At 63.7% G+C, this 20,681-nt stretch carries 21 protein-coding genes; 15 read left to right on the top strand and 6 right to left on the bottom strand.

The window, feature by feature from the left end:
* Positions 1-12: 12 nt before the first annotated feature.
* Genes flhA through UC34_RS24065 form a run of 4 tightly spaced genes read left to right on the top strand, consistent with a single transcriptional unit; the run spans position 13 to position 4,966 of the window.
* Complete coding sequence (flhA, locus tag UC34_RS24080; RefSeq protein ID WP_418303955.1) at positions 13-2,073, top strand: flagellar biosynthesis protein FlhA; 2,061 nt, start codon at positions 13-15, stop codon at positions 2,071-2,073.
* On the top strand, positions 2,070-3,344 hold the full coding sequence (flhF, locus tag UC34_RS24075) for a flagellar biosynthesis protein FlhF (RefSeq protein WP_044457474.1): 1,275 nt from the start codon (positions 2,070-2,072) through the stop codon (positions 3,342-3,344). The genes flhA and flhF overlap by 4 nt, the downstream gene beginning before the upstream one ends.
* Entirely contained in the window at positions 3,337-4,200 is an 864-nt protein-coding gene (locus tag UC34_RS24070; protein WP_052811226.1) for a MinD/ParA family ATP-binding protein, read from the top strand. The genes flhF and UC34_RS24070 overlap by 8 nt, the downstream gene beginning before the upstream one ends.
* Before the next feature lie 37 nt (positions 4,201-4,237).
* Complete coding sequence (locus UC34_RS24065) at positions 4,238-4,966, top strand: RNA polymerase sigma factor FliA (RefSeq protein ID WP_044457473.1); 729 nt, start codon at positions 4,238-4,240, stop codon at positions 4,964-4,966.
* A 224-nt stretch (positions 4,967-5,190) separates the two neighbouring features.
* Here the strand turns inward: UC34_RS24065 and UC34_RS24060 are convergent, their stop codons facing one another.
* From UC34_RS24060 to flgA, 4 genes are all read right to left on the bottom strand, one after another.
* Complete coding sequence (locus UC34_RS24060; RefSeq protein WP_072617534.1) at positions 5,191-5,655, bottom strand: NUDIX domain-containing protein; 465 nt, start codon at positions 5,653-5,655, stop codon at positions 5,191-5,193.
* Between the two features lie 573 nt (positions 5,656-6,228).
* Entirely contained in the window at positions 6,229-6,687 is a 459-nt protein-coding gene (locus UC34_RS24055) for a flagella synthesis protein FlgN (RefSeq protein WP_044457472.1), read from the bottom strand.
* A gap of 3 nt (positions 6,688-6,690) precedes the next feature.
* Positions 6,691-7,026, bottom strand: coding sequence for a flagellar biosynthesis anti-sigma factor FlgM (gene flgM / locus UC34_RS24050; protein WP_044457471.1), 336 nt, complete (start codon positions 7,024-7,026; stop codon positions 6,691-6,693).
* Positions 7,027-7,151: 125 nt separating this feature from the next.
* Positions 7,152-8,177, bottom strand: a complete 1,026-nt coding sequence (gene flgA, locus UC34_RS24045; protein WP_084070926.1) for a flagellar basal body P-ring formation chaperone FlgA — start codon at positions 8,175-8,177, stop codon at positions 7,152-7,154.
* 427 nt (positions 8,178-8,604) lie between these two features.
* On the opposite strand from flgA, the gene flgB reads away from it, so the two are divergent.
* From flgB to flgL, 11 genes are all read left to right on the top strand, one after another.
* Complete coding sequence (gene flgB, locus UC34_RS24040; protein ID WP_044458627.1) at positions 8,605-9,045, top strand: flagellar basal body rod protein FlgB; 441 nt, start codon at positions 8,605-8,607, stop codon at positions 9,043-9,045.
* Between the two features lie 5 nt (positions 9,046-9,050).
* Positions 9,051-9,455, top strand: a complete 405-nt coding sequence (gene flgC / locus UC34_RS24035; protein ID WP_039394038.1) for a flagellar basal body rod protein FlgC — start codon at positions 9,051-9,053, stop codon at positions 9,453-9,455.
* A 23-nt stretch (positions 9,456-9,478) separates the two neighbouring features.
* Positions 9,479-10,207, top strand: a complete 729-nt coding sequence (gene flgD, locus UC34_RS24030) for a flagellar hook assembly protein FlgD (protein WP_044457470.1) — start codon at positions 9,479-9,481, stop codon at positions 10,205-10,207.
* Positions 10,208-10,291: 84 nt separating this feature from the next.
* The gene (gene flgE / locus UC34_RS24025) at positions 10,292-11,548 is read left to right on the top strand and encodes a flagellar hook protein FlgE (protein WP_044457469.1); all 1,257 of its coding nucleotides are present in this window, start codon (positions 10,292-10,294) and stop codon (positions 11,546-11,548) included.
* A gap of 45 nt (positions 11,549-11,593) precedes the next feature.
* Positions 11,594-12,337, top strand: coding sequence for a flagellar basal body rod protein FlgF (locus UC34_RS24020; protein WP_044457468.1), 744 nt, complete (start codon positions 11,594-11,596; stop codon positions 12,335-12,337).
* A gap of 67 nt (positions 12,338-12,404) precedes the next feature.
* Complete coding sequence (flgG, locus tag UC34_RS24015; protein ID WP_044457467.1) at positions 12,405-13,187, top strand: flagellar basal-body rod protein FlgG; 783 nt, start codon at positions 12,405-12,407, stop codon at positions 13,185-13,187.
* Positions 13,188-13,242: 55 nt separating this feature from the next.
* Positions 13,243-13,956 (top strand): flagellar basal body L-ring protein FlgH, encoded by a 714-nt coding sequence (locus UC34_RS24010; RefSeq protein ID WP_044458626.1) that lies wholly within the window; start codon positions 13,243-13,245, stop codon positions 13,954-13,956.
* 8 nt (positions 13,957-13,964) lie between these two features.
* Positions 13,965-15,146 (top strand): flagellar basal body P-ring protein FlgI, encoded by a 1,182-nt coding sequence (locus UC34_RS24005; protein WP_418303954.1) that lies wholly within the window; start codon positions 13,965-13,967, stop codon positions 15,144-15,146.
* 1 nt (position 15,147) lies between these two features.
* Positions 15,148-16,035 (top strand): flagellar assembly peptidoglycan hydrolase FlgJ, encoded by an 888-nt coding sequence (flgJ, locus tag UC34_RS24000; protein WP_044457466.1) that lies wholly within the window; start codon positions 15,148-15,150, stop codon positions 16,033-16,035.
* A gap of 173 nt (positions 16,036-16,208) precedes the next feature.
* Complete coding sequence (gene flgK, locus UC34_RS23995) at positions 16,209-18,197, top strand: flagellar hook-associated protein FlgK (RefSeq protein ID WP_044457465.1); 1,989 nt, start codon at positions 16,209-16,211, stop codon at positions 18,195-18,197.
* Between the two features lie 18 nt (positions 18,198-18,215).
* Positions 18,216-19,451 (top strand): flagellar hook-associated protein FlgL, encoded by a 1,236-nt coding sequence (gene flgL / locus UC34_RS23990; protein ID WP_044457464.1) that lies wholly within the window; start codon positions 18,216-18,218, stop codon positions 19,449-19,451.
* Positions 19,452-19,599: 148 nt separating this feature from the next.
* Here the strand turns inward: flgL and fliR are convergent, their stop codons facing one another.
* Complete coding sequence (fliR, locus tag UC34_RS23985; protein ID WP_044457463.1) at positions 19,600-20,391, bottom strand: flagellar biosynthetic protein FliR; 792 nt, start codon at positions 20,389-20,391, stop codon at positions 19,600-19,602.
* A 12-nt stretch (positions 20,392-20,403) separates the two neighbouring features.
* The gene (gene fliQ, locus UC34_RS23980; RefSeq protein ID WP_039394013.1) at positions 20,404-20,673 is read right to left on the bottom strand and encodes a flagellar biosynthesis protein FliQ; all 270 of its coding nucleotides are present in this window, start codon (positions 20,671-20,673) and stop codon (positions 20,404-20,406) included.
* Positions 20,674-20,681: the final 8 nt, after the last annotated feature.

The following is a 20,681-nucleotide window of genomic DNA, read 5'->3' as shown; positions in this document are numbered from 1 at the left end:
CGCACCTCGCAGATGCTCCTTGGGGGCAATCTGAAGTCGCTCGCCGCGCCGGTGCTGATCATCATGATTCTGGGCATGATGATCCTTCCGCTGCCGCCGTTCATCCTGGATCTGTTGTTCACGTTCAACATTGCGCTGGCCGTGATGGTGCTGCTCGTGAGCATGTACACGCAAAAGCCGCTCGACTTCGCGGCGTTCCCGAGCGTGCTGCTGTTCTCCACGCTGTTGCGCCTGTCGCTGAACGTCGCCTCCACCCGTGTGGTCCTGCTCGAAGGGCACACCGGCCCGGACGCCGCAGGCAAGGTGATCGAGGCCTTCGGGCACTTCCTGGTGGGCGGCAACTACGCCGTCGGTATCGTGGTGTTCATCATCCTCGTGGTCATCAACTTCATGGTGATCACGAAGGGCGCCGGCCGTATCGCCGAAGTGGGGGCGCGTTTTACGCTCGACGCCATGCCCGGCAAGCAGATGGCCATCGACGCCGACCTGAACGCCGGTCTCATCGGTGAAGAGGAGGCGCGTAAGCGCCGCGCCGTGATCGCCCAGGAAGCCGACTTCTACGGGTCGATGGACGGCGCCTCGAAGTTCGTGCGCGGCGACGCCGTCGCGGGCCTGCTGATCATGCTGATCAACATCATCGGCGGGCTGATCGTCGGGGTGGTCCAGCACAATCTGGACCTCGGCACGGCCGCCAAGAACTACACGCTGCTGACCATCGGTGACGGGCTGGTGGCGCAAATTCCGGCGCTGGTGATCTCGACGGCCGCCGGTGTGGTCGTCTCGCGGGTGGCGACGGACGAAGACGTCGGCCAGCAAGTCGTCTCGCAACTGTTCAGCAACCCGCAAGTGCTCGGCATTACCGCCGCGATTCTCGGCCTCATGGGTCTGATTCCCGGCATGCCGCATTTCGCCTTCCTGGTGCTCGCGCTGGGCCTGGGCGCGCTGGCCCGTTGGCAGTTCCGGAAGGCCGCCGCCGCCAAGGTGCAGGCGGTGCGCCCCACGCCGGTCGCCGCAGCCGCGCCCGCCGAAGTGGCCGAAGCGTCGTGGGACGACGTGGCGCTGGTCGACCCGCTCGGACTGGAAGTCGGCTACCGCCTGATCCCGCTGGTCGACCGCAATCAGGACGGCGAGCTGCTCAAGCGTATCAAGGGCATCCGGAAGAAATTCGCACAGGAAATCGGCTTCCTCGCGCCAGTGGTGCACATTCGCGACAATCTGGAGCTCCGACCCAATCAATATCGCATCACGCTCAAGGGCGTGATCATCGGCGAGGGCGAGGCGTATCCGGGCCAATTGCTGGCGATCGACCCGGGGCAGGTGAGTGCGCCGTTGCAAGGCACGCCGACGCGCGACCCGGCGTTCGGGCTGCCCGCAACGTGGATCGACGTGGGCCAGCGCGATCAGGCGCAGGCTTACGGTTACACGGTGGTCGATGCGGGCACGGTGGTGGCGACCCACCTGAATCACCTGATCAACGCCCACGCGCACGAGTTGCTCGGGCGTCAGGAAGTGCAGCAGCTCATCGAGCGCATCGGCAAGGACGCGCCGAAGCTCATCGAAGACCTCGTGCCGAAGACCGTCGCGCTCACCACCTTGCAGAAGGTGCTGCAGAACCTGCTCGAAGAGCAGGTGCCGATTCGCGACATGCGTACCATCATCGACACCATCGCCGAGCATGGCGCGCGCGTGCAGGATCCGTACGATCTCACGGCGCTGGTGCGCCTGTCGCTCGGTCGGGCCATCACGCAGAGCGTGTTCCCGGGCAGTGGCGATCTGGAGGTGGTGGGGCTCGACGCCAATCTCGAAAGAATTCTTACGCAGGCGTTGTCCGCCGGCGGCGGCACCGGTCTGGAGCCGGGCCTCGCGGACACGTTGTTGCGTGAAACCCAGGCAGCGGTGGCGCGTCAGGAGCGCCAGGGCTTGCCGGCGGTATTGCTGGTTCAACATCCGCTGCGTTCGCTGCTCTCGCGCTTCCTGCGCCGCAGCCTGCCGCAGCTCAAGGTTTTGTCGTATGCGGAAGTGCCAGATACCCGTAACGTGAAAATGACGGCACTCATCGGAGGTCAAGCGTGAAGATTCGGAAATTCTTTGCGGGCACGTGCCGCGATGCACTGCGCCAGATTCGCGAGGAAATCGGACCCGATGCGGTCGTGTTGTCCAACCGTTCGGTCGCCAACGGCGTCGAAATCGTGGCGTTGGCGGAAGAGGATCTCGATGCGCTCGCCGGCGGCGACATGCCGACGCACCGTCCGCGCCCTCGTCCCGCCGCCACCGTGCCGACAGCGGTGCCGACGGCGGCTGCGCAGACGACGGCCGCCAACGACATGGCGGCGGCAAGCGCATTCGCACAGTCGATGATGGGCGAGCTGCAAAGCATGCGCGGATTGCTCGAAGAGCAGGTGGCAGGGCTGGTGTGGAACGACAAGCAGCGTCGTTCTCCCGCGCAGGGCGAAATCCTGCGCACGTTGCTCGCGGCGGGCTTCTCGGCGCAACTGGGTCGCGCGTTGCTCGAACATCTGCCCGAGGGCAGCGACCGTGACAGCGGACTCGACTGGGTCAGGAGTGCGCTCAAGCGCAACCTGCCCATCATGCCGAACGAAGACGAACTGATGGATCGCGGCGGCGTGTACGCCCTCATGGGCCCGACCGGCGTGGGCAAGACGACCACTACGGCCAAGCTCGCAGCGCGTTGCGTGATGCGTCATGGCGCGGAGAAGCTCGCGTTGCTCACGACCGACAGCTATCGTATTGGCGGTCATGAACAATTGCGCATCTACGGCAAGATTCTCGGGGTCACGGTGCACGCGGTGAAGGATGCGACGGACCTGCGTCTGGCGCTCACGGAGCTGCGCAACAAGCACATGGTGCTCATCGACACGGTCGGCATGAGCCAGCGCGATCGCACGGTGCCGGAGCAGGTCGCGATGCTGTGTGGCGCCGAGACACCGGTGCAGCGTTTGCTGTTGCTCAACGCGACTAGCCATGGCGACACGCTCAATGAAGTGGTGCATGCCTACCGCAGTGCCAGCGCCGAGGGCGGTGGCGATCTGGCCGGATGTATTCTGACGAAACTCGACGAGACGACCAATCTCGGGTCGGTGCTCGATACGGTGATTCGCCACCGTCTGCCGGTGCATTACGTTTCCACGGGACAGCGCGTGCCGGAGAATCTGCACGTGGCGGACCGGCAATTCCTGATCGACACGGCGCTGTCTGCGCCGGTGACGGGGTCGCCGTTCGTGCCATCCGAGGAAGATTTGCCGGCCGTGGTGCGCGGGGTCGATCCCAACTACAGCGGGCTGTTCGCGCCCGCTCAACCTTCAGGCGAGGCCTGCTTTGGTTAAACTCGTACTCGATCAAGCGGAAGGACTGCGCCGACTGGTGGCGCGCCATACCACGCGTATCGTCGCGGTGGTGGGGAGTGCGCCTGAAGCCGGTCAGACGAGTGTTGCCCTGAATCTTGCCAGTGCGCTGGCCCATCAGGGTCAGGATGTCGTGCTGGCCGACGAGAGCGGCCATGCGGCGCCGGCGCTCGGCCTGCCGCTGCGCGGCGACATTCACGACGTGATTGCCGGGCGCGTTTCGTCTGACATGGTGCGTGTGCAAACACGCGAGAACGTGGTGCTGGTGCCGGTGGCGCATCGCCATCCCGAGCGGATCGATCCGCAGCGTTCGTTGCCGTTGTTGACGGCGGGCGAGCCCGACGTCGTGATCGTCGACTGCACGCATGCGGGTGGCGTGTTGAGTCCGTTGGCAGCCCATGCGCACGACGTGCTGGTCGTGCTGGGTCGCGAGCCGGCGACGATTACGGGGGCGTACTCGTGGATCAAGCAGGCGCATTTCGAATATGCGCTGGCCCAGTTCCGGGTGGTCGTGAACCGGGCAGAGGATATGGAGGCACGTGTGGTGTGCCGCAATCTTGCCACGACGGCGAGCCGTTATCTGGCGGTGTCGCTGGAGCTGGCGGGTCATGTGCCGTCGGATCGTCAGGTCATGCGGGCGCGGCAACTGACGCGCACGGTGGTCGATGCCTTCCCGATGGCGCCGGCGGCAGTGGCGTATCGTCAATTGGCCGCGCAGGTAACACACTGGCCATTGGCGATTCGCGAGACGGGACCGTCGGGGATCGGCGATATCGGCGGTGATCGCGGTGGTGAGATGGCGCACGGCGTGAGCGCGATGAGCGCGCACACGGCCTGAGCGGCACGGTGCGCGTCCAGAGGAAGCGGAGGGAAACATGTATACCGCGCGCGGGAAGGTCGACACGAACGACACGCTGACCCAATACGCGCCGTTGGTGCGCCGCCTGGCGCTGCAATTGATGGCAAAGCTGCCGGCCAGCGTGGAGCTGGAAGACCTGATTCAGGCCGGCATGCTGGGGCTGCTCGATGCGGCGAACCGGTATCAGGAGACGCAGGGCGCGCAGTTCGAAACGTACGCGAGCCAGCGCATTCGCGGGGCGATGCTCGACGAATTGCGCGAGCTGGACTGGGCTTCGCGGGGTATTCGCAAAACGGCGCGCGAGATCGAGAAGGCGGTGCAGCGGCTGGAGCAGCGACTGGGGCGTGGACCGACTGAGAGCGAGATTGCGGGCGAGATGTCCATCGGGCTGACCGAATATCAGCAGATGCTGCAGGACGTGCACGGCTGCCAGCTGATCTATTACGAAGATTTCGAAGCGGCTGACGAAGAGCCGTTCATCGACCGCATCTGCGCGGATCCGGGCGCCGATCCCCTCACGATGTTGCTCGACGAGGGCCTGCGTGGCGGTGTGGTCGATGCCATCGATCATCTGCCGGAGCGAGAGAAGCTCCTGATGAGCCTGTACTACGAGCAGGGTCTGAACCTGCGCGAAATCGGCGCGGTGCTCGAAGTCAGCGAGTCGCGTGTATGCCAGTTGCACAGCCAGGCGATTTCACGCCTGCGTGCGACGTTGCGTGAGAAGGCTTGGACGTCGGCGAATTGAATATGCGCAGACGTCAGCGCACGACCGGCGACACGAGCCCTCGCTTCTTGTTGAGTTTTCTGTAAGCCTCTAAGCGCTTCGCGTATTTGGCTCTATATTCGTCCAACGGGGGCAGCATCATTCCGCCCCTTCCCAGTGCTTTATCCAAAGCTCATTTTCGAATCTGCGACGTAATGAATGAGCAGTTGGGTCGTTGTGGTGCCAAAATCAATCCGTGAAAAGTCCTACCACCGATCGGATTTTTCACGGAGTCCGCGGAATTCGAGAATCCTCTGCCTAGTCTTTTCCGTGGTTTCCATTGGCAGGCGGTCAAACGAGAACCACCCGATTTCGGCAATCTCCGCAGGATCGCCTACTTCAGCATTTCCCAAATAGTCTCTTGCGATGAAAAGAACGGGAAAATCATCCAAATTTTTCCACTTATTGAGGTAAATGTTGAATAGTTGTATTTCTCCGGAAAGTCTGAGTTTTGTTTCTTCGTAGACTTCCCTTCGAATGGCCTCAACTAAAGTTTCTCCGGAGTTGACGCCACCTCCGGGCGTATGCCATCCATTTCTATAAGTGTGCTTTACTAAAAGAACTCGGTTTGATTTATCGAGAATTAGCGCTCTTACGCCCACCGTTTTGGCACGCAAAAGTCGCTTCGCAAGATTGTCCAATCGGTCCAAAGTTCGCGAAAAATAGTTCATATTCCCTTTTAGTTGTTCTGGGTGGCGGGGCTCGTGGGAGTACAAGAGCCAGGTGCGTTACGACAACCACAACTGTAAGGAATGTCGGTCGAACTTCGTTTGGGCTAATTCTGAGAAAGTTCGCTGGGGCTGAACCGAGGGGGACATCTTAGATGAGGTCGTGACAGAAATAGATATGATCCGCGTCTCCGGATACGTGCCAATTGACCCGTGGCCGATTACCGAGGAGCAGACGCTAGACGCAAACGTAGGGATGAGTTTGGGTGAGTGCCCGCTCAAGGTGCGGGCTGCGGAGGGGATAGGCTCGTTATGACCCTGACTTGCCGATTCTCGGGAGGCGCTGCTTATTTGGTGGATCGATCGTTGCCCGAGCGCCAGTGGTGTCTGACGCGGTAAGCCTCATGTGCCCGATTATTCAAATTGGTGGCTAAGATGCGGCGGGTGAGACCGCAACATCATGCCCGCGCGCAGGCTCTGCCAATAGGTTCGAAGCGAGGAGCGGCGATTCGTTCGAAAGCGGGAGTGCTGACTTCGTTGGGTGGAGGCGTATGTTGCCAACCCACTGAATGAGGCTTAAGCCGTCACACTTCCACCACTGGAGCGCGGCGTGGTACGGCCGTCGGGACCGTAGAGCGGGGCGTTGTTGCCCGGGCCGTAGAGCACGTTCAAGGCTTGTTGCGTGTAGGTCAGACGCGTATTGATGAGCAGGCCGTTCGTGTCGTTCGCTCGCTTGGCTTCGCCGGCCGCCGCAAGGAGTGCCTTCCACGCGGTATCGATGCGGGAATCGGTCGCCGCGGCGGCCGCTGCACCCGCTTCGTCCGGGGTGAAGCCCAGCGCCTGCAACTGCGCATCGCGGTCGCGACCGAGTGCAGAAAGTTCGGCGACCGCGCGCCCCTTGCGCTCGGTCAGCTCCGGCAATGCATCCAGCGTGCCGCTCACCAAAGCCTGCTGTTCTTCCCCGAGCAATGCCGAAAACGTGCCAATGGCAGTCGTTTCCGCAGACAGGGCGTTCAACAGGGCTTCAGTGGTCATGGCTTACTTTGATTGCGCAGAGAGCAGATCGCGCGCGGTCGCAATGAGGCCGTCCGCAATCTTGGAGGGGTCGATCAGCAATTGGCGGTTGGCAATGGCCGCCTTGATCGACTCCACCTTGGCAAGGTCGATATCTGCCGCGCCCGTCTGTGCCAGCGCTTCCTGCAACGCGCGCATCTCCGACGACAGCGCGCTCGTGCTCACGCTCGCACCGCCGCCGACATTCGCAGTCGTTGCAGCATTCGAGTCGGCATTCACAGCGCCGGAAGTCGCGCGATCGGTCGCCGCCTTGCCCGCGCCGACGCCACTCAACGGATTGGCGGGTGGTTCGATTTTCATGTGCTTTCCCCAGAAACCTGTCTGTGTAACGGCATTATTCGCCATAACTTTAGGCAAGTAACATCCTGTTACCAGTTCAAGTGCCGGGTGATTTTAGCGGATATTTAACGATAGTGAGTAATCACTCATAGCGCAACTTCGACTTCGACGTTGCCATTTTTTCCTGTCTTCACCGTGCCGCTGACGACCTGTCCGGCGCGGGTGCGCACCTGCACGGGATCGCCCGCGCTCGCGCGCGTGAGCACCTGGCCTTCCGTGCTCACCTCGAATCCGGATCCGCGCGAGACGACCCGCACGGTTTGTCCCTGTTGCACGGCAATCGCGCTGCGCAGCAAGTCGGAGCGGATCGGCAGGCCGGAGGTAATGCGGTTGACCGCCACCGTGCCGACGATCTGGCCGGCATCGGTGGCCACCGTGCGCGGCAGCAGCGTGAGATCGCCCTGACGCGGCGACAGATCGGTCGCCGAAATTGTCTCGCCCGGATTGATCTGGCGGGCGGCGACGAAGTAGGTCGCGTTGATGCTCACGCGTGCTTGTAGATACAGCGTCCACGGCCGCTCGCCCGCACAACGCACGCCGACGCTCGTCGAGCCCCAGAGGCGCGCCCCCGGGGGCAGGAACGGTTCGAGCGCCGTACAGGCCGGCATGTGGTCGGAGACCGATTCGCCGACGGTAATGTTGACCTGTCCGGGCAGGCCGGTCGTCTGCTCGCGCAGGAAACGCTCGGCCGTCTGGCGGATGATCTGGGGATTCTGGTACTGGGAATTCTGAGCGCCGGCGCTCTGCAGGACCGGGGCGGCGGCCTGCTGTGAAGACGGCTGCGCCGACGCGTTCACCGTCGCTGCCGGACGCACCAGGTTCGGAACATTCGACGCGACACCGCCGGCGGCGGCATGGTTGCCGGGAATGACAATGGCGCTGGGGCCAAGCGTATTGCCGAGGTTCTGCGCGGCGGGATCGGTGGCGACGCCGGCATTCTGGGCGGCCGCCGAAGCCGACGGGGTAGAGACGAGCGTCAGACTCAAACCCAGGCCGAGGGTTGCGAAGGTGGCCGCCAGCAGTCCGGATCGAAGGCGCGCGCGCACGCCATGCCGCTGCACGCCATGCGTGCGCGGGGCATCGACGAGTCGGTCGCCGGATTTGCCTGCCATGCTCACTCTCCTTGCGGCCGTTGCCCGGGGGAACCACGGGGTAGCCGGCACTCAACCCACTTCAAGCTGTGAAGCCGACGACACCGGGCAGTGTTCCTTTGCCTGGGGGGCAAACCCCGCCCGATGCCGTCAGGAAGCCATTCTAGAGATGTCCGCGACAGGGCATGGCCCGAAATGGCGGTCAATCTCCTGCCTATTCCTCCGATTGAATCGTGGGGGGTACGCATACGATGCGAAGCATGCCAAAAGGTCCCTATTTTTTCCGGACCCGGCAGGAGATCCCGTCTGCGCACAGCGCGACGCCCGTCAGTCAAGGCGCCTCAGGGCGCCACGAGACTGAGCCGGGCACGGCGCGCGACCGCACGGGGCACAGCTTCTTGTGCATCACCCAAGTACCGGCATCAAGGCAAGCATCAGGCGAGACGAGATCATGGACAAACTGGACGCGGCATTGCGATTTTCTCAGCAGGCGCTGTCGATGCGCGCCTATCGCCAGGAAGTGATCTCGTCGAACATCGCCAACGCGGACACGCCGGGATACAAGGCGCGCGATCTCGACTTCAACAATGCCTTGAATCAGGCCGTCGAGCGCGGCACGCAGCCGCAGATCGCCAGCGAGTCGGGTGTATCGCTCTCACGTACCTCCTCGCGTCACATCGCCGCGCGCGCCGTGACTACGGCGCCGCCGATGGGCGGCCCGGAACTGCTTTACCGCGTGCCTTATCAGCAAAGCGTCGACGGCAACACCGTCGAGCTCGACGCCGAGCGTGTGAACTTCGCCGATAACGCCGTGCATTACCAGACGGGCCTCACGGTCCTGAGCAGCCAGATCAAGACGATGCTGACAGCCATCACGAATCAAGGGTAAGCGCCATGCCACTCATGAGCATTTTCGACGTCGCCGGCTCCGCCATGACTGCCCAGTCGCAGCGCATGAACGTGACGGCGAGCAACCTGGCCAACGCCGAATCGGTGACCGGTCCGGATGGTCAGCCGTACCGCGCCAAGCAAGTCGTGTTTCAGGTCAACCCGGTCACGGGCACCGACGTGGGCGGCGTGAAGGTCGCCGGCGTGGTGGAAGACCCGTCCCCGCTCAAGACGGTGTACGACCCGAAGAACCCGGCAGCGAACGCGCAGGGTTACGTCACCATGCCCAACGTGAATCCGGTGGAAGAGATGGTCAACATGATCTCCGCCTCCCGTTCCTATCAAGCCAACGTCGAGGCGCTCAACACCGCCAAGACGCTCATGCTCAAAACCCTCACGGTCGGCCAGTAAGGGGCCGCGCGGAGACCAGACAGATGGCCAGCATCAATACGTCGAACGCTGCGAACTTCTCGCAGAACTTCCTCGACTCGATCAACGGAACTGCCAACAGCAGCAGTTCGAAGTCGTCCGCCGGTAGCGCAGACGATCTGCAAAACAGCTTCCTCAAGTTGCTCGTCGCCCAGATGAACAACCAGGATCCGCTCAACCCGATGGACAACTCGCAGGTGACCTCGCAGCTCGCGCAGATCAGCACGGTCTCGGGCATCACCCAATTGAACACGACGCTCTCGTCCGTCACCTCGCAACTGAACTCGACGCAAAGCCTGCAGGCGGCGGCGCTGGTCGGCAAGGGCGTGCTGATCCCGGGCACCAACATCGGCGTGGGCAGCACCAAGGCCGACGACGGCACCGTCACGAAGACGGCCACGCCGTTCGGCTTCGAGCTGCCGAGCGATGCGGACACCGTGAAGATCGAGATCAAGGACAGCACCGGCAAGACGATTCGCACCGTCAACGCGGGCGCGCTGGATGCCGGCGTGCAGGCCCTTACCTGGGACGCCAAGGACGACGCGGGTGTCGACGTGGCCGATGGCAAGTACACGCTGAGCGTGACCGCAACGGCCAATGGCAAAGCCATCACGCCGACGCTGCTCTCTTACGCACAGGTGCAGAGCGTGGTGGCCAGCACGACTGGCTCGCCGTTGCTCAACGTCGGCACCGGCTCGAACATCAAGCTCTCCGACGTGCGCGAAATTCTCTGACCCGACACGACGCAAGCCCTTCTCGTTTTTGAATCGTTTTCGTCGCGACAGGTGTCGTCGACAACCGAATTTCAGGAGTAACACATGGCCTTTTCGACCGGATTGAGCGGCCTGAACGCCGCTTCCAAGGACCTGGACGTCGTCGGCAACAACGTTGCCAACGCGGCCACCGTCGGCTTCAAGCAGGGTCAGGCGCAGTTCGCCGACATTTACGCGAACTCGCTGTTCGGCGCAGGCAACAACACCGTCGGTATCGGCACGCGTGTGGCCGCCGTCGCCCAGCAGTTCACGCAGGGCGACATCACGGTCACGAACCGCCAGCTCGACCTGGCGATCTCGGGCAACGGCTTCTTCCGCGTCTCGAACAACGGCACCATTGCTTACTCGCGCAACGGCCAGTTCTCGCTCGACAAGAACGGTTACATCGTCAACTCGAACGGCGATCACCTGACCGGTTACCTGGCGGGCCCGAACGGCATCATCAACAGCGTCTCGCCGGTCGACCTCCAGATCCCGACGGGCGACCTGGCCCCCACGGCGACCTCGAAGATCACGGGTCAGTTCAATCTCGATTCGCGCAGCGCGGTGAACACCACCCCGTTCTCGATCACCGATCCGAACTCGTACACCAACGCCACGTCGCTCAAGGTCTACGACTCGCTGGGCAATTCCCACGACGTCAACCTGTACTTCAAGAAGACCAGCGTCGACACCACCACCAACAACGCCACGTGGACCGTGTACGCCTCGGTGGACGGTACCACCCAGGTCGGCGCCGGCCCGATCGGCACGCTCACGTTCAACTCGTCGGGCAGCCTCGTGTCGCAAACGGACTCGACCGGCGCCGCCGTGACCGGCCCGATCACGCTGCCGACGATCGCGTACGGTAACGGCGCGGCCTCCGGCAACATGACGCTGAACCTGACCGGCACCACGCAGTTCGGCAACAGCTACACGCCGAACACGCTCACGCAGGACGGTTACTCGTCGGGCCGCCTGACGGGCTTCACGTTCAACGCCGACGGCACGATCGTCGGCACGTACTCGAACACGCAGTCGATGGTGCTGGGACAGGTCGCGCTCGCCAACTTCAACAACGTGAACGGACTGATCCCGCTGGGCAACAACCTCTGGGCGGAATCGGCAGCCTCGGGCATTCCGATCGTCGGCGTGCCGGGCGGCACGAACCTCGGCAAGCTCCAGGCGGGCGCCGTCGAAGCGTCGAACGTCGACCTGACCGCCGAACTGGTCCACATGATCACCGCGCAGCGCAACTATCAGGCCAACGCGCAGACGATCAAGACGGAAGACCAGCTGATGCAGACGATGGTCAACCTGTAAGCACACGGGAGCGGCGCGTATGCGTAACTTGCAGGAGGGGCGTCGATGGATCGCGTGATCTATGTGGCCATGACCGGCGCGAAGCAGGCGATGGAGCAGCAATCGACCACCGCCAACAATCTGGCGAACGTCTCCACGCCGGGCTTTCGGGCCCAGCTCTCGGCGTTCCGTCAGGCGCCGGTGCGCGCCGCCGACGGCACGACCGGCACGCGTACGTTCGTCGCCACCTCGACGCCGGGCACGGACTTCACGCCCGGCGCGATGCAGCAAACCGGCCGTGCGCTCGATGTGGCCATTCAGGGACAAGGCTGGCTGGCCGTGCGCGACGCGCAGGGCCGCGAAGCCTATACCCGTGGCGGCAATCTCGAAATGACGGCCGACGGCCAGATCACGCTGCACGGTCTGCCCGTCATGACCGACGCCGGTCCGGCTGCCGTGCCGCCGGGGGCTGCGGTGACGATCGGCACCGATGGCACGATCTCCGCGCTGGGGCAGGGCGATCCGCCGAACTCCATCGCGGTGATGGGGCAGTTGAAGCTGGTCAATCCGCCCGAAGGCAATCTGGTGCGTGGCGACGACGGCCTGTTCCGTCGGGCCAACAACGCCCCCGCGCAGGTCGATCCGAATGTCGTAGTCGTGGCCGGTTCCATCGAGATGAGCAACGTCAACCCGGTGAGCGGCCTCGTGAACATGATTTCGCAATCGCGTGCCTTCGAGATGCAGATGAAGATGCTGCAAACCGCCGATACCAACGAACAAACCGCCAACCAGTTGCTGAACTTCAGCTAACGGGCGCCGGCTGCGGCGCTCCCGAAAGCGAGCACGCACCGCCACCGAACACGGGGAGAAACATCCAATGATCCGTTCGCTCTACATCGCTGCCACCGGCATGAACGCCCAGCAGACGAACATGGACGTGATTTCGAACAACCTGGCCAACACCAGTACGAACGGCTTCAAGAAGGGCCGTGCGGTGTTCTCGGATCTGCTGTACCAGACGCTGCGCCAGCCGGGCGCGCAGTCGTCGCAGCAAACGCTGCTGCCTTCGGGTCTGCAACTGGGCACGGGTGTGCGCCCTGCAGCCACCGAGCGCATCTTCACGCAGGGCAATCTGACGTCGACCGCCAACGCCAAGGACGTGGCCATCAACGGCGATGGCTTCTTCCAGGTCCTCATGCCGGACGGCACGACGGCCTACACCCGCGACGGCTCGTTCCAGGTGGATAACAACGGCCAGCTCGTGACCGCCTCGGGTTACCCGATCCAGCCGGCGATTACGATTCCGGCCAACGCGCTGTCGCTGACCATCGCGCGCGACGGCACGGTGTCGGTCACGCAGCCGGGCAATACCGCGAACGTGCAGATCGGCACGTTCCAGCTCGCCACGTTCATCAACAACGCCGGCCTGCAAAGCATGGGCGAGAACCTGTACGCCGAGACGGCCGCCTCGGGCGCGCCGAACGTCGCGCAGCCGGGCACCAATGGCGCGGGCGTGCTCAACCAGAACTACGTCGAAACGTCGAACGTGAACGTGGTCGAAGAGCTCGTGAACATGATTTCCGCGCAGCGCGCCTATGAAATCAACTCGAAGGCCGTGACCGCATCCGACCAGATGCTGCAACGTCTGACGCAGATGTAAGGCGCGGTTCGCCGCGAATGCCTCCAGTACTACGCACTTGGGAATGAACGTCGATATGTCCGCACGCAAGACCGAAACGCACCGCAGCGCAGGCCTCGCGCAGTTTCTGGCGCTCGTGGCCGCCGCTGCGCTGAGCGGTCTCGCAGGTTGCGCGTACGTGCCGCAGGAACCGGTCGTGAACGGGCCGACGACCACGCGTCCGCCGCCCCCGCCGGTGGCGGCTGACCCGGAAGGCTCGATTTACCGTCCGCTGTACTCGAATCGGCCGCTGTTCGAAGACCGCCGTCCGCGCAACGTGGGCGACATCCTCACGATCGTCATCAACGAAAACACGGCGGCGAGCAAGAACTCGGCGGCCAATACCACACGCTCGGGCAGCGGCAATCTGACGCTGAACCAGACGCCGGGCGTGATCGGCGGTGTGCTCAACAACCAGGCGCTCGATGCGAGCGGCGCGAACAAGTTCGACGCCAAGGGCGCGGCCAATGCCAACAACGTGTTCTCGGGGCAGATCACCGTGACCGTGATGGAAGTGCTCTCGAACGGCAACCTGGCGGTCGCGGGAGAGAAGCAGATCGCCATCAACCAGGGCACGGAATACATCAAGTTCTCGGGCATCGTGAGCCCGCAAACGATTTCGGGCGCGAACACCGTGCCCTCGACGCAGGTGGCCGATGCGCGCATCGAATACCGTGGCAAAGGCTATATCAACGAAGCCGAAACCATGGGCTGGCTGCAGCGCTTCTTCCTTAACGTTTCGCCATTCTGATGTCGATCATGCCGTTCCCGTCGCGCCGCGCGCCTTACCCCAGCTTCCTCCGCCAGCACATCGGCCGCGCGGTCTCCACGTTTGCCGTGGCCGTCGCGACGAGCGTGGCAGGCGCTGCCATGCTGCTCGCGCCCGGCGTGGCGCATGCCGAGCGTCTGAAGGAACTGGCGTCGATCCAGGGCGTGCGCGACAACCAGCTGATCGGCTACGGCCTTGTGGCCGGTCTCGACAACTCGGGTGACCAGACGACGCAGACGCCGTTCACCGTGCAGAGCATGACCAACATGCTCTCGCAACTGGGCATCACCGTCGCGCCCGGCACCAACATGCAGTTGAAGAACGTGGCCGCCGTGATGGTCACGGCCACGCTGCCGGCGTTCACGCGACCCGGTCAGGCCATCGACGTCGTGGTGTCGTCGATGGGTAACGCCAAGAGCCTGCGCGGCGGCACGCTGCTGATGACCCCGCTCAAGGGGCCGGACGGACAGGTCTACGCGCTGGCGCAGGGCAACCTGCTGATCGGCGGCGCAGGGGCTTCGGCCAACGGGTCGAGCGTGACCATCAACCAGCTGGCGTCGGGCCGGATTCCGAGCGGGGCCATCGTCGAGCGCGCCGTGCCGACCGCCATGGGCGGCCAGCCGGGGACCGTGCAGATGGAACTGAACGCCACGGACTTCTCCACCGCGCAGCGCGTGGTCGACGCGGTGAATCGCCGCTTCGGCTTCGGCACTGCGCAGGCGCTCGATGGCCGTGTGATTCTGTTGCGCACGCCGACCGATCCGGCCTCGCGCGTGCAGTTCCTCGCGCAACTCGAAAGTCTGGAAGTGCGCCCGGACAACACGGCCGCACGCGTCATCATCAATGCCCGCACGGGCTCCGTGGTGATGAACCAGAACGTGACGATCCAGCAGTGCGCCGTGGCGCACGGCAACCTGTCGGTCGTCATCGATACGCAGAACAATGTCAGCCAGCCGGCGCCGTTCTCGGGCGGTCAGACGGTCGTGGCGCCGAATTCGCAGATCTCCGTTCAACAGGAGAACAACGCGCTCAAGATGGTCAAAGCGGGCGCCAACCTCGCCGATGTCGTCAAGGCGCTGAACTCGCTGGGTGCGAGTCCGGCGGACCTGATGTCGATTCTGCAGGCCATGAAGGCCTCGGGCGCCTTGCGCGCCGATCTGGAGATCATCTGATATGGCCGACGGCAACCGCCTGACCGGTGCGGCGGGCAACCACCTGCCCGATCTGACGCAACGCGCTGCCTACGACACGCAAGGCCTCACGGCCCTGCGCGCGGCCGCACACCAGCAAACGCCGCAGGCCACGCAGCAGGCGGCCAAGCAGTTCGAGGCTGTCTTCACGCAGATGATGCTCAAGAGCATGCGCGAGGCCACGATGTCCGGCGGCCTGCTTGGCAGCGATCAGGAAAAGATGTTCAACGGCATGCTCGACGACCAGCTCGCCCAGCAAATGGCTTCGAACAAGGGCATTGGTCTGGCGGACCTGATGCTCAAGCAACTCGCCAAAACCGGGACGACCTTGCCGCCGGCGGCCATGGGGCGCCAGCAGCCGCTCGCCGGCCGCGCGTACAACGCGGCGGACGGCATCGGTGTGGCGGACGGCGCACCCGCCGCAGCGGGTGAATTCGTCGAGCGCATGGCCAACGCGGCGCAGAGCGCCAGCGCGAACAGCGGCATTCCGGCGCGCTTCATGCTGAGTCAGGCGGCGCTGGAATCGGGCTGGGGCAAGCGTGAGATCCGTCGCGCGGATGGCAGCACCAGCCACAACGTGTTCGGCATCAAGGCCGGCAAGAACTGGAATGGTCCGACCGTGGAAGTGGCGACCACCGAGTACGTCAACGGTCAACCGCGCAAGGTGATGGCGAAGTTCCGCGCCTACGGCTCGTACGACGAGGCATTCGCCGACTACGCCAAGCTGATTTCGAACAACCCGCGCTATTCGTCGGTCGTGGCCAGCGCCAACGACGCGGCCAGCTTTGCCAACAATCTGCAACGCGCGGGCTACGCGACGGATCCGCAGTACGCCAGCAAGCTCATGAAGGTCATGAAGCACTTCACCTGACGGGGAAGGCTCGCCGCCACCGGGTTTGCCGGGGGCCGCGACGGCGGGGTACGGGACGAAAACAAGCGCAGCGACGGCCTCAATTTTGTCGCCGGACTGCCGTAAACACATCGGTAACGGTGCGCGAGCGGGTTTTCGCCGCGGGGCGCGCCTCCAACATAAGCCGCGAGATCATGAGCCTAATCAATATTGGCATGAGCGGGCTGAACGCCGCCCAGTTCGCCCTCAGCACCACCGGCAATAACGTCGCCAACTCGGGCACGGCCGGTTACAACCGTCAGATCGTCGATTACGCCCAGGCCGCCAGCCAATACGCCGGTGTGGGCTATCTGGGCACCGGCGTGCTGGTCAACGACGTCTCGCGCGTGTACAGCCAGTTCCTGTCGAACCAGACGAATCAGGCGCAGACCCAGTACAGCCAGCTCGATACGTACTACCAGCAGATCTCGCAGATCAACAATGCGCTGGGCAGCTCCACGACCGGTCTGTCGGCCACGATGAGCCAGTTCTTCACGAACTTGCAGAACATCGTTTCGGCGCCGGCCAACTCCGCCACGCGCGCCACGGTCGTGTCCTCGGCGCAAACGCTCGCGAGCATGTTCCAGTCGCTCTCGGGCACGCTGTCCACGCTGCGCAGCAGCACGAACGCCAGCATTTCGCAGTCGACCGACCAGATCAACGTCTACGCCAAGCAGATCGCGGAACTGAACGACGCCATCGTGCAGGCGCAGGCCAACGGCGGCGGCGCGACCCCGAACGACCTGCTCGACCAGCGCGACCTCGCCGTCTCGCAGCTCAACGCCATCATTCAGACGAACGTGGTCAAGGCGTCGGACGGCTCGTACAGCGTCTTCGTCGGCAATGGCCAGTCGCTCGTGACGGGCAATTCGGCGTATCAGCTCACGACCGTGGCGTCGACCAACGACCCCTCCGAGCTGACCATCGCCTATGTGACGCCCAACGGCACCAAGGTGCCGGTGCCGGAATCGTCGATCACCGGCGGCTCGCTCGCCGGTCTGCTGTCGTTTCGCAGCGGCGCGCTGACGCAGGCGCAGAACGCGCTGGGCCAGATCGGTCTGTCGCTCGCGGGCACCTTCAACGCGCAGAACAAACTGGGTCTGGACCTGTACGGCCAGCTCGGCGGCAATATTTTCACCGTCCCGCAGCCGACCATCGTCGCCAATACGAAGAACTCCAACGGCGCGGTGCTCAATTCGACGATCACCGACGCCTCGAAGGTCACGGCCAGCGACTATAACGTGACGTTCGACGGCACGACCTACACCATGACCCGTTCGTCGGACGGTGCGAAGTGGACCGCCCCTGCGCCTGCCACCGCTGGCGCGCCGCTGGCGTTCACGGACAGCACCGGCGCGGCGTTCGATGACGGCTTCAACGTCACGGTCGGCACCAACGTCGCGGGCGACAGCTTCACGATCGAACCGACCCGCAATGCAGCGGGCAACATCGGCGTGGCGATCACCGACCCGGGCAAGATTGCGCTGGCCGCTCCGATCCTGGCGTCCACACCGTCGACCAACACCGGCTCGCTCAAGACCGACCAGGGTTCGGTCGATGCGAACTACCTGACGAATGTGCTGACCTCGCCGGTCAGTTTCACGTTCAGCAAGGATCCCACGACCGGGGCCATCACCCTGGTCGCGCCGTCGCCGATGACGGTGACGGTCAACGGCACGACCACCACGTATGCCGCAGGCGACACGGTGCCTTACGACGCCACGAGCGGCGCGAAGATGACGCTGGGCGGCATGACGGTCAACATCAGCGGCACGCCCGCCAATGGCGACAAGCTGACGATCGCGCCGAACAACGCCGGCGCCACCACGGATAACCGCAACGGTCTGGCCCTCTCGGCCCTGCAAAACGACAAGACCAAGGTCGGCGGCAAGGATTCGTACGCCTCCGCCTACGCCAATCTGGTCTCCTACGTCGGCTCGACCACGAACACCTACAAGGCGACGAGCGCCGCGCAGCAAACGTTGCTCAAGCAGGCGCAGACCGCCCAGCAGTCCAATTCCGGCGTGAGCCTCGACGAAGAGGCCGCCAACCTGATCAAGTTCCAACAGCTCTATCAGGCCAACTCGAAGGTCATCCAGACCGCGTCGCAGTTGTTCGACACGATCTTGCAGATGGTCAACTAAGGCTGAGGAGACGACACGATGCGCATCAGCACCAGCATGATTTTCGATCAGGGGTCGTCGGCCATGAGCCGTAACGTCGCCGATCTGCTCAACACGCAAGCGCAGCTCTCCTCGGGCAAGCGCGTGACCACGCCGAGCGACGATCCGCTCGCGTCTGCGCAAGCCGTGGCCATTTCGCAGGCCAAGGACATGAACGGCCAGTACGCGACGAACCGCGGGGCGGCCACAACGGCGCTCCAGCTCGAAGACCAGACCTTCGGCAGCATCATCAATACGCTGCAACACGTCATGTCGCAGGTGGTGGCGGCGGGCAGCGCCTCGCTCAACGACAACGATCGCTCGGCCATTGCGACCGATCTGCAATCGAGCTACCAGCAACTGCTCTCGCTGGCGAACACGACGGATGCGAACGGCCAGTACCTGTTCTCGGGGTTCATGGGCAACTCGGCTGCGTATGTCTCCACGCCGACCGGCGCCAGCTACGCGGGCGACACCGGCATTCGCTACGTGCAGGTCTCTGCCGGCCGTCAGATCGCGATCAACGACATCGGCTCGAACATTTTTCAGGCGATCCAGCCTGCCACGGCCAGCACGGTGATCAGCGGTAGCCTGTCGAACACCGGCACGGCCACGTTCACGCCCGTCTCGACGACGGACGTGACCAACCCCGGGGCGAATCACCAGTTCTCGATCGGTTTCGCGATCGACAACACGACCACGCCGCCGACCACGAACTACACGATCAAGGACCTGACGGACACCACGGTGCCGGACGTCACGGGCGTGTACACGTCGGGCCAGCCGATTGCGTTTGCGGGCAAGTCGGTAACGTTTACGGGCACGCCGGCCACGGGCGACGCCTACACGGTCGCTCCCGCGGGCAATTCGAATACGAACGTGTTCGACAACCTGCAAGCGCTGATCAATACGCTCAAGACCCCGGTGGGGTTGCAGGGACCGTCCGGCACGGCCAACCTGAGCAATGCGCTCACCACGTTCAACCAGATGTTCAGCAACACCTACGATAACGTGACCACTGTGCGCACGACCGTCGGCTCGCGCCTGAACGAATTGACGACGCTTGGCGACATCGGCAGCGCCAACGCTCTCGCGTATTCGTCCCAGTTGCAGGACTTGCTGGACGTGGACATCATCTCGGCGACGAGCCAGTTCGCGCAGCAACAGGCATCGCTGCAGGCCTCGCAGCAGACCTTCATTCAGACGCAGAAGCTCTCGCTGTTCAGCCTGCTCTGATATCGGCAGATGCAACGACGAACGGGCCACCTCGGGTGGCCTGTTTCGTTTTGGGCGCGTGATCTCGCGGGCAAGCCCGCGAGAATGTTGGCGAATTGATCGACAAAGCCGTCGTCGAAACCGGAAAAATACGACGAAGCGGCGTCGCTCAGGGCTTCGGCGCGAAAGCCGCAGTTGCCCGGACCATCATGTCGATGCCGATGGCGTTGAAATGGTCCATGACCGGTGCGATGCGCGGCATCATCAGTTCGAGCACCACCAGACCGACGCCCAGCGTCAGCGGAAAACCCACGGCGAAGATGTTCAGCTGCGGGGCCGCGCGATTCAGAATGCCCAGCGCCAGATTGCAGATCAGCAGGGCGGCAACGAGCGGCAATGACAACATGAGCGCCAGCGTGAACAACTGGCCGCCCAGCATGGCCAGATAATGCCATCCACCCACGGACAGCGGCGTGCTCGATATCGGCAACACGGCGAAGCTCTGGACCAGCGTGGCGTACATGACCAGATGCCCGTTGGTCGCGAGGAACACGAGCATGATGACCACGTTGAGCAGCATGCCGAGCACGGCGGTGCTGCCGTCGGCGTTGGGGTTGAGCAGCGTGGCGAAGGACAGACCCATTTGCAGACCTACGAAGTCGCCCGCCATGCTCACGGCGGAGAACACGATCTGCATGCACCAGCCGAGCGCTGCGCCGATCATCATCTGCTGCGTGAGGATCCACAGCCCCTCCCACGAGAAGGGGGAGACGGCGGGCGCCGGCGCGATCACCGGTGCGAGGGTGAGCGCGACGATCCCCGCGAGCCCGATCTTCACCGTGCCGGGCACACGCGAGTCGCCGAAAAGCGGGGCGGTCATCGACAGCGCGAGCAGACGCACGAACGGGTAGAGGAACGTCGCAATGACGCCGGAGAGCTGATCGTAGGTGAAACTGATCAAGGTCGAGACGGCTTACCCGACGAGGCCGGGAATGCCGGTGAGCAACTGACGCATGTAGTCGACCATGAGATTGAGCATCCACGGACCGGCGACCACCAGCGTAATGAACACGGCGAGCAGCTTGGGGATGAACGACAGCGTCATTTCGTTGATCTGCGTGGCGGCCTGAAACAGGCTCACCAACAGGCCGGACACGAGCGCGACGATCAGCAGCGGTGCGGCGAGCAGCAGGCAGACCTGCATTGCCTGATGCGCCAGCGCCATGACGGTTTCCGGAGTCATGTCGGTCG

The sequence above is a fragment of the Pandoraea vervacti genome, from assembly GCF_000934605.2.
GTDB lineage: Bacteria > Pseudomonadota > Gammaproteobacteria > Burkholderiales > Burkholderiaceae > Pandoraea > Pandoraea vervacti.
The sequence above is the reverse complement of the archived record's forward strand: the minus strand, read 5'-3'. Positions and strand labels throughout refer to the sequence as shown.

Excerpts from the sequence above, each read along its gene's own strand:
- flhA (WP_418303955.1), top strand. The coding sequence starts at position 13 with ATGCTCCTTGGGGGCAATCTGAAGTCGCTCGCCGCGCCGGTGCTGATC.
- UC34_RS24065 (WP_044457473.1), top strand. The coding sequence starts at position 4,238 with ATGTATACCGCGCGCGGGAAGGTCGACACGAACGACACGCTGACCCAA.
- UC34_RS24060 (WP_072617534.1), bottom strand. The coding sequence starts at position 5,655 with ATGAACTATTTTTCGCGAACTTTGGACCGATTGGACAATCTTGCGAAG.
- UC34_RS24055 (WP_044457472.1), bottom strand. The coding sequence starts at position 6,687 with ATGACCACTGAAGCCCTGTTGAACGCCCTGTCTGCGGAAACGACTGCC.
- flgM (WP_044457471.1), bottom strand. The coding sequence starts at position 7,026 with ATGAAAATCGAACCACCCGCCAATCCGTTGAGTGGCGTCGGCGCGGGC.
- flgA (WP_084070926.1), bottom strand. The coding sequence starts at position 8,177 with ATGGCAGGCAAATCCGGCGACCGACTCGTCGATGCCCCGCGCACGCAT.
- flgC (WP_039394038.1), top strand. The coding sequence starts at position 9,051 with ATGCCACTCATGAGCATTTTCGACGTCGCCGGCTCCGCCATGACTGCC.
- flgD (WP_044457470.1), top strand. The coding sequence starts at position 9,479 with ATGGCCAGCATCAATACGTCGAACGCTGCGAACTTCTCGCAGAACTTC.
- flgE (WP_044457469.1), top strand. The coding sequence starts at position 10,292 with ATGGCCTTTTCGACCGGATTGAGCGGCCTGAACGCCGCTTCCAAGGAC.
- UC34_RS24020 (WP_044457468.1), top strand. The coding sequence starts at position 11,594 with ATGGATCGCGTGATCTATGTGGCCATGACCGGCGCGAAGCAGGCGATG.
- flgG (WP_044457467.1), top strand. The coding sequence starts at position 12,405 with ATGATCCGTTCGCTCTACATCGCTGCCACCGGCATGAACGCCCAGCAG.
- UC34_RS24010 (WP_044458626.1), top strand. The coding sequence starts at position 13,243 with ATGTCCGCACGCAAGACCGAAACGCACCGCAGCGCAGGCCTCGCGCAG.
- UC34_RS24005 (WP_418303954.1), top strand. The coding sequence starts at position 13,965 with ATGCCGTTCCCGTCGCGCCGCGCGCCTTACCCCAGCTTCCTCCGCCAG.
- flgJ (WP_044457466.1), top strand. The coding sequence starts at position 15,148 with ATGGCCGACGGCAACCGCCTGACCGGTGCGGCGGGCAACCACCTGCCC.
- flgK (WP_044457465.1), top strand. The coding sequence starts at position 16,209 with ATGAGCCTAATCAATATTGGCATGAGCGGGCTGAACGCCGCCCAGTTC.
- flgL (WP_044457464.1), top strand. The coding sequence starts at position 18,216 with ATGCGCATCAGCACCAGCATGATTTTCGATCAGGGGTCGTCGGCCATG.
- fliQ (WP_039394013.1), bottom strand. The coding sequence starts at position 20,673 with ATGACTCCGGAAACCGTCATGGCGCTGGCGCATCAGGCAATGCAGGTC.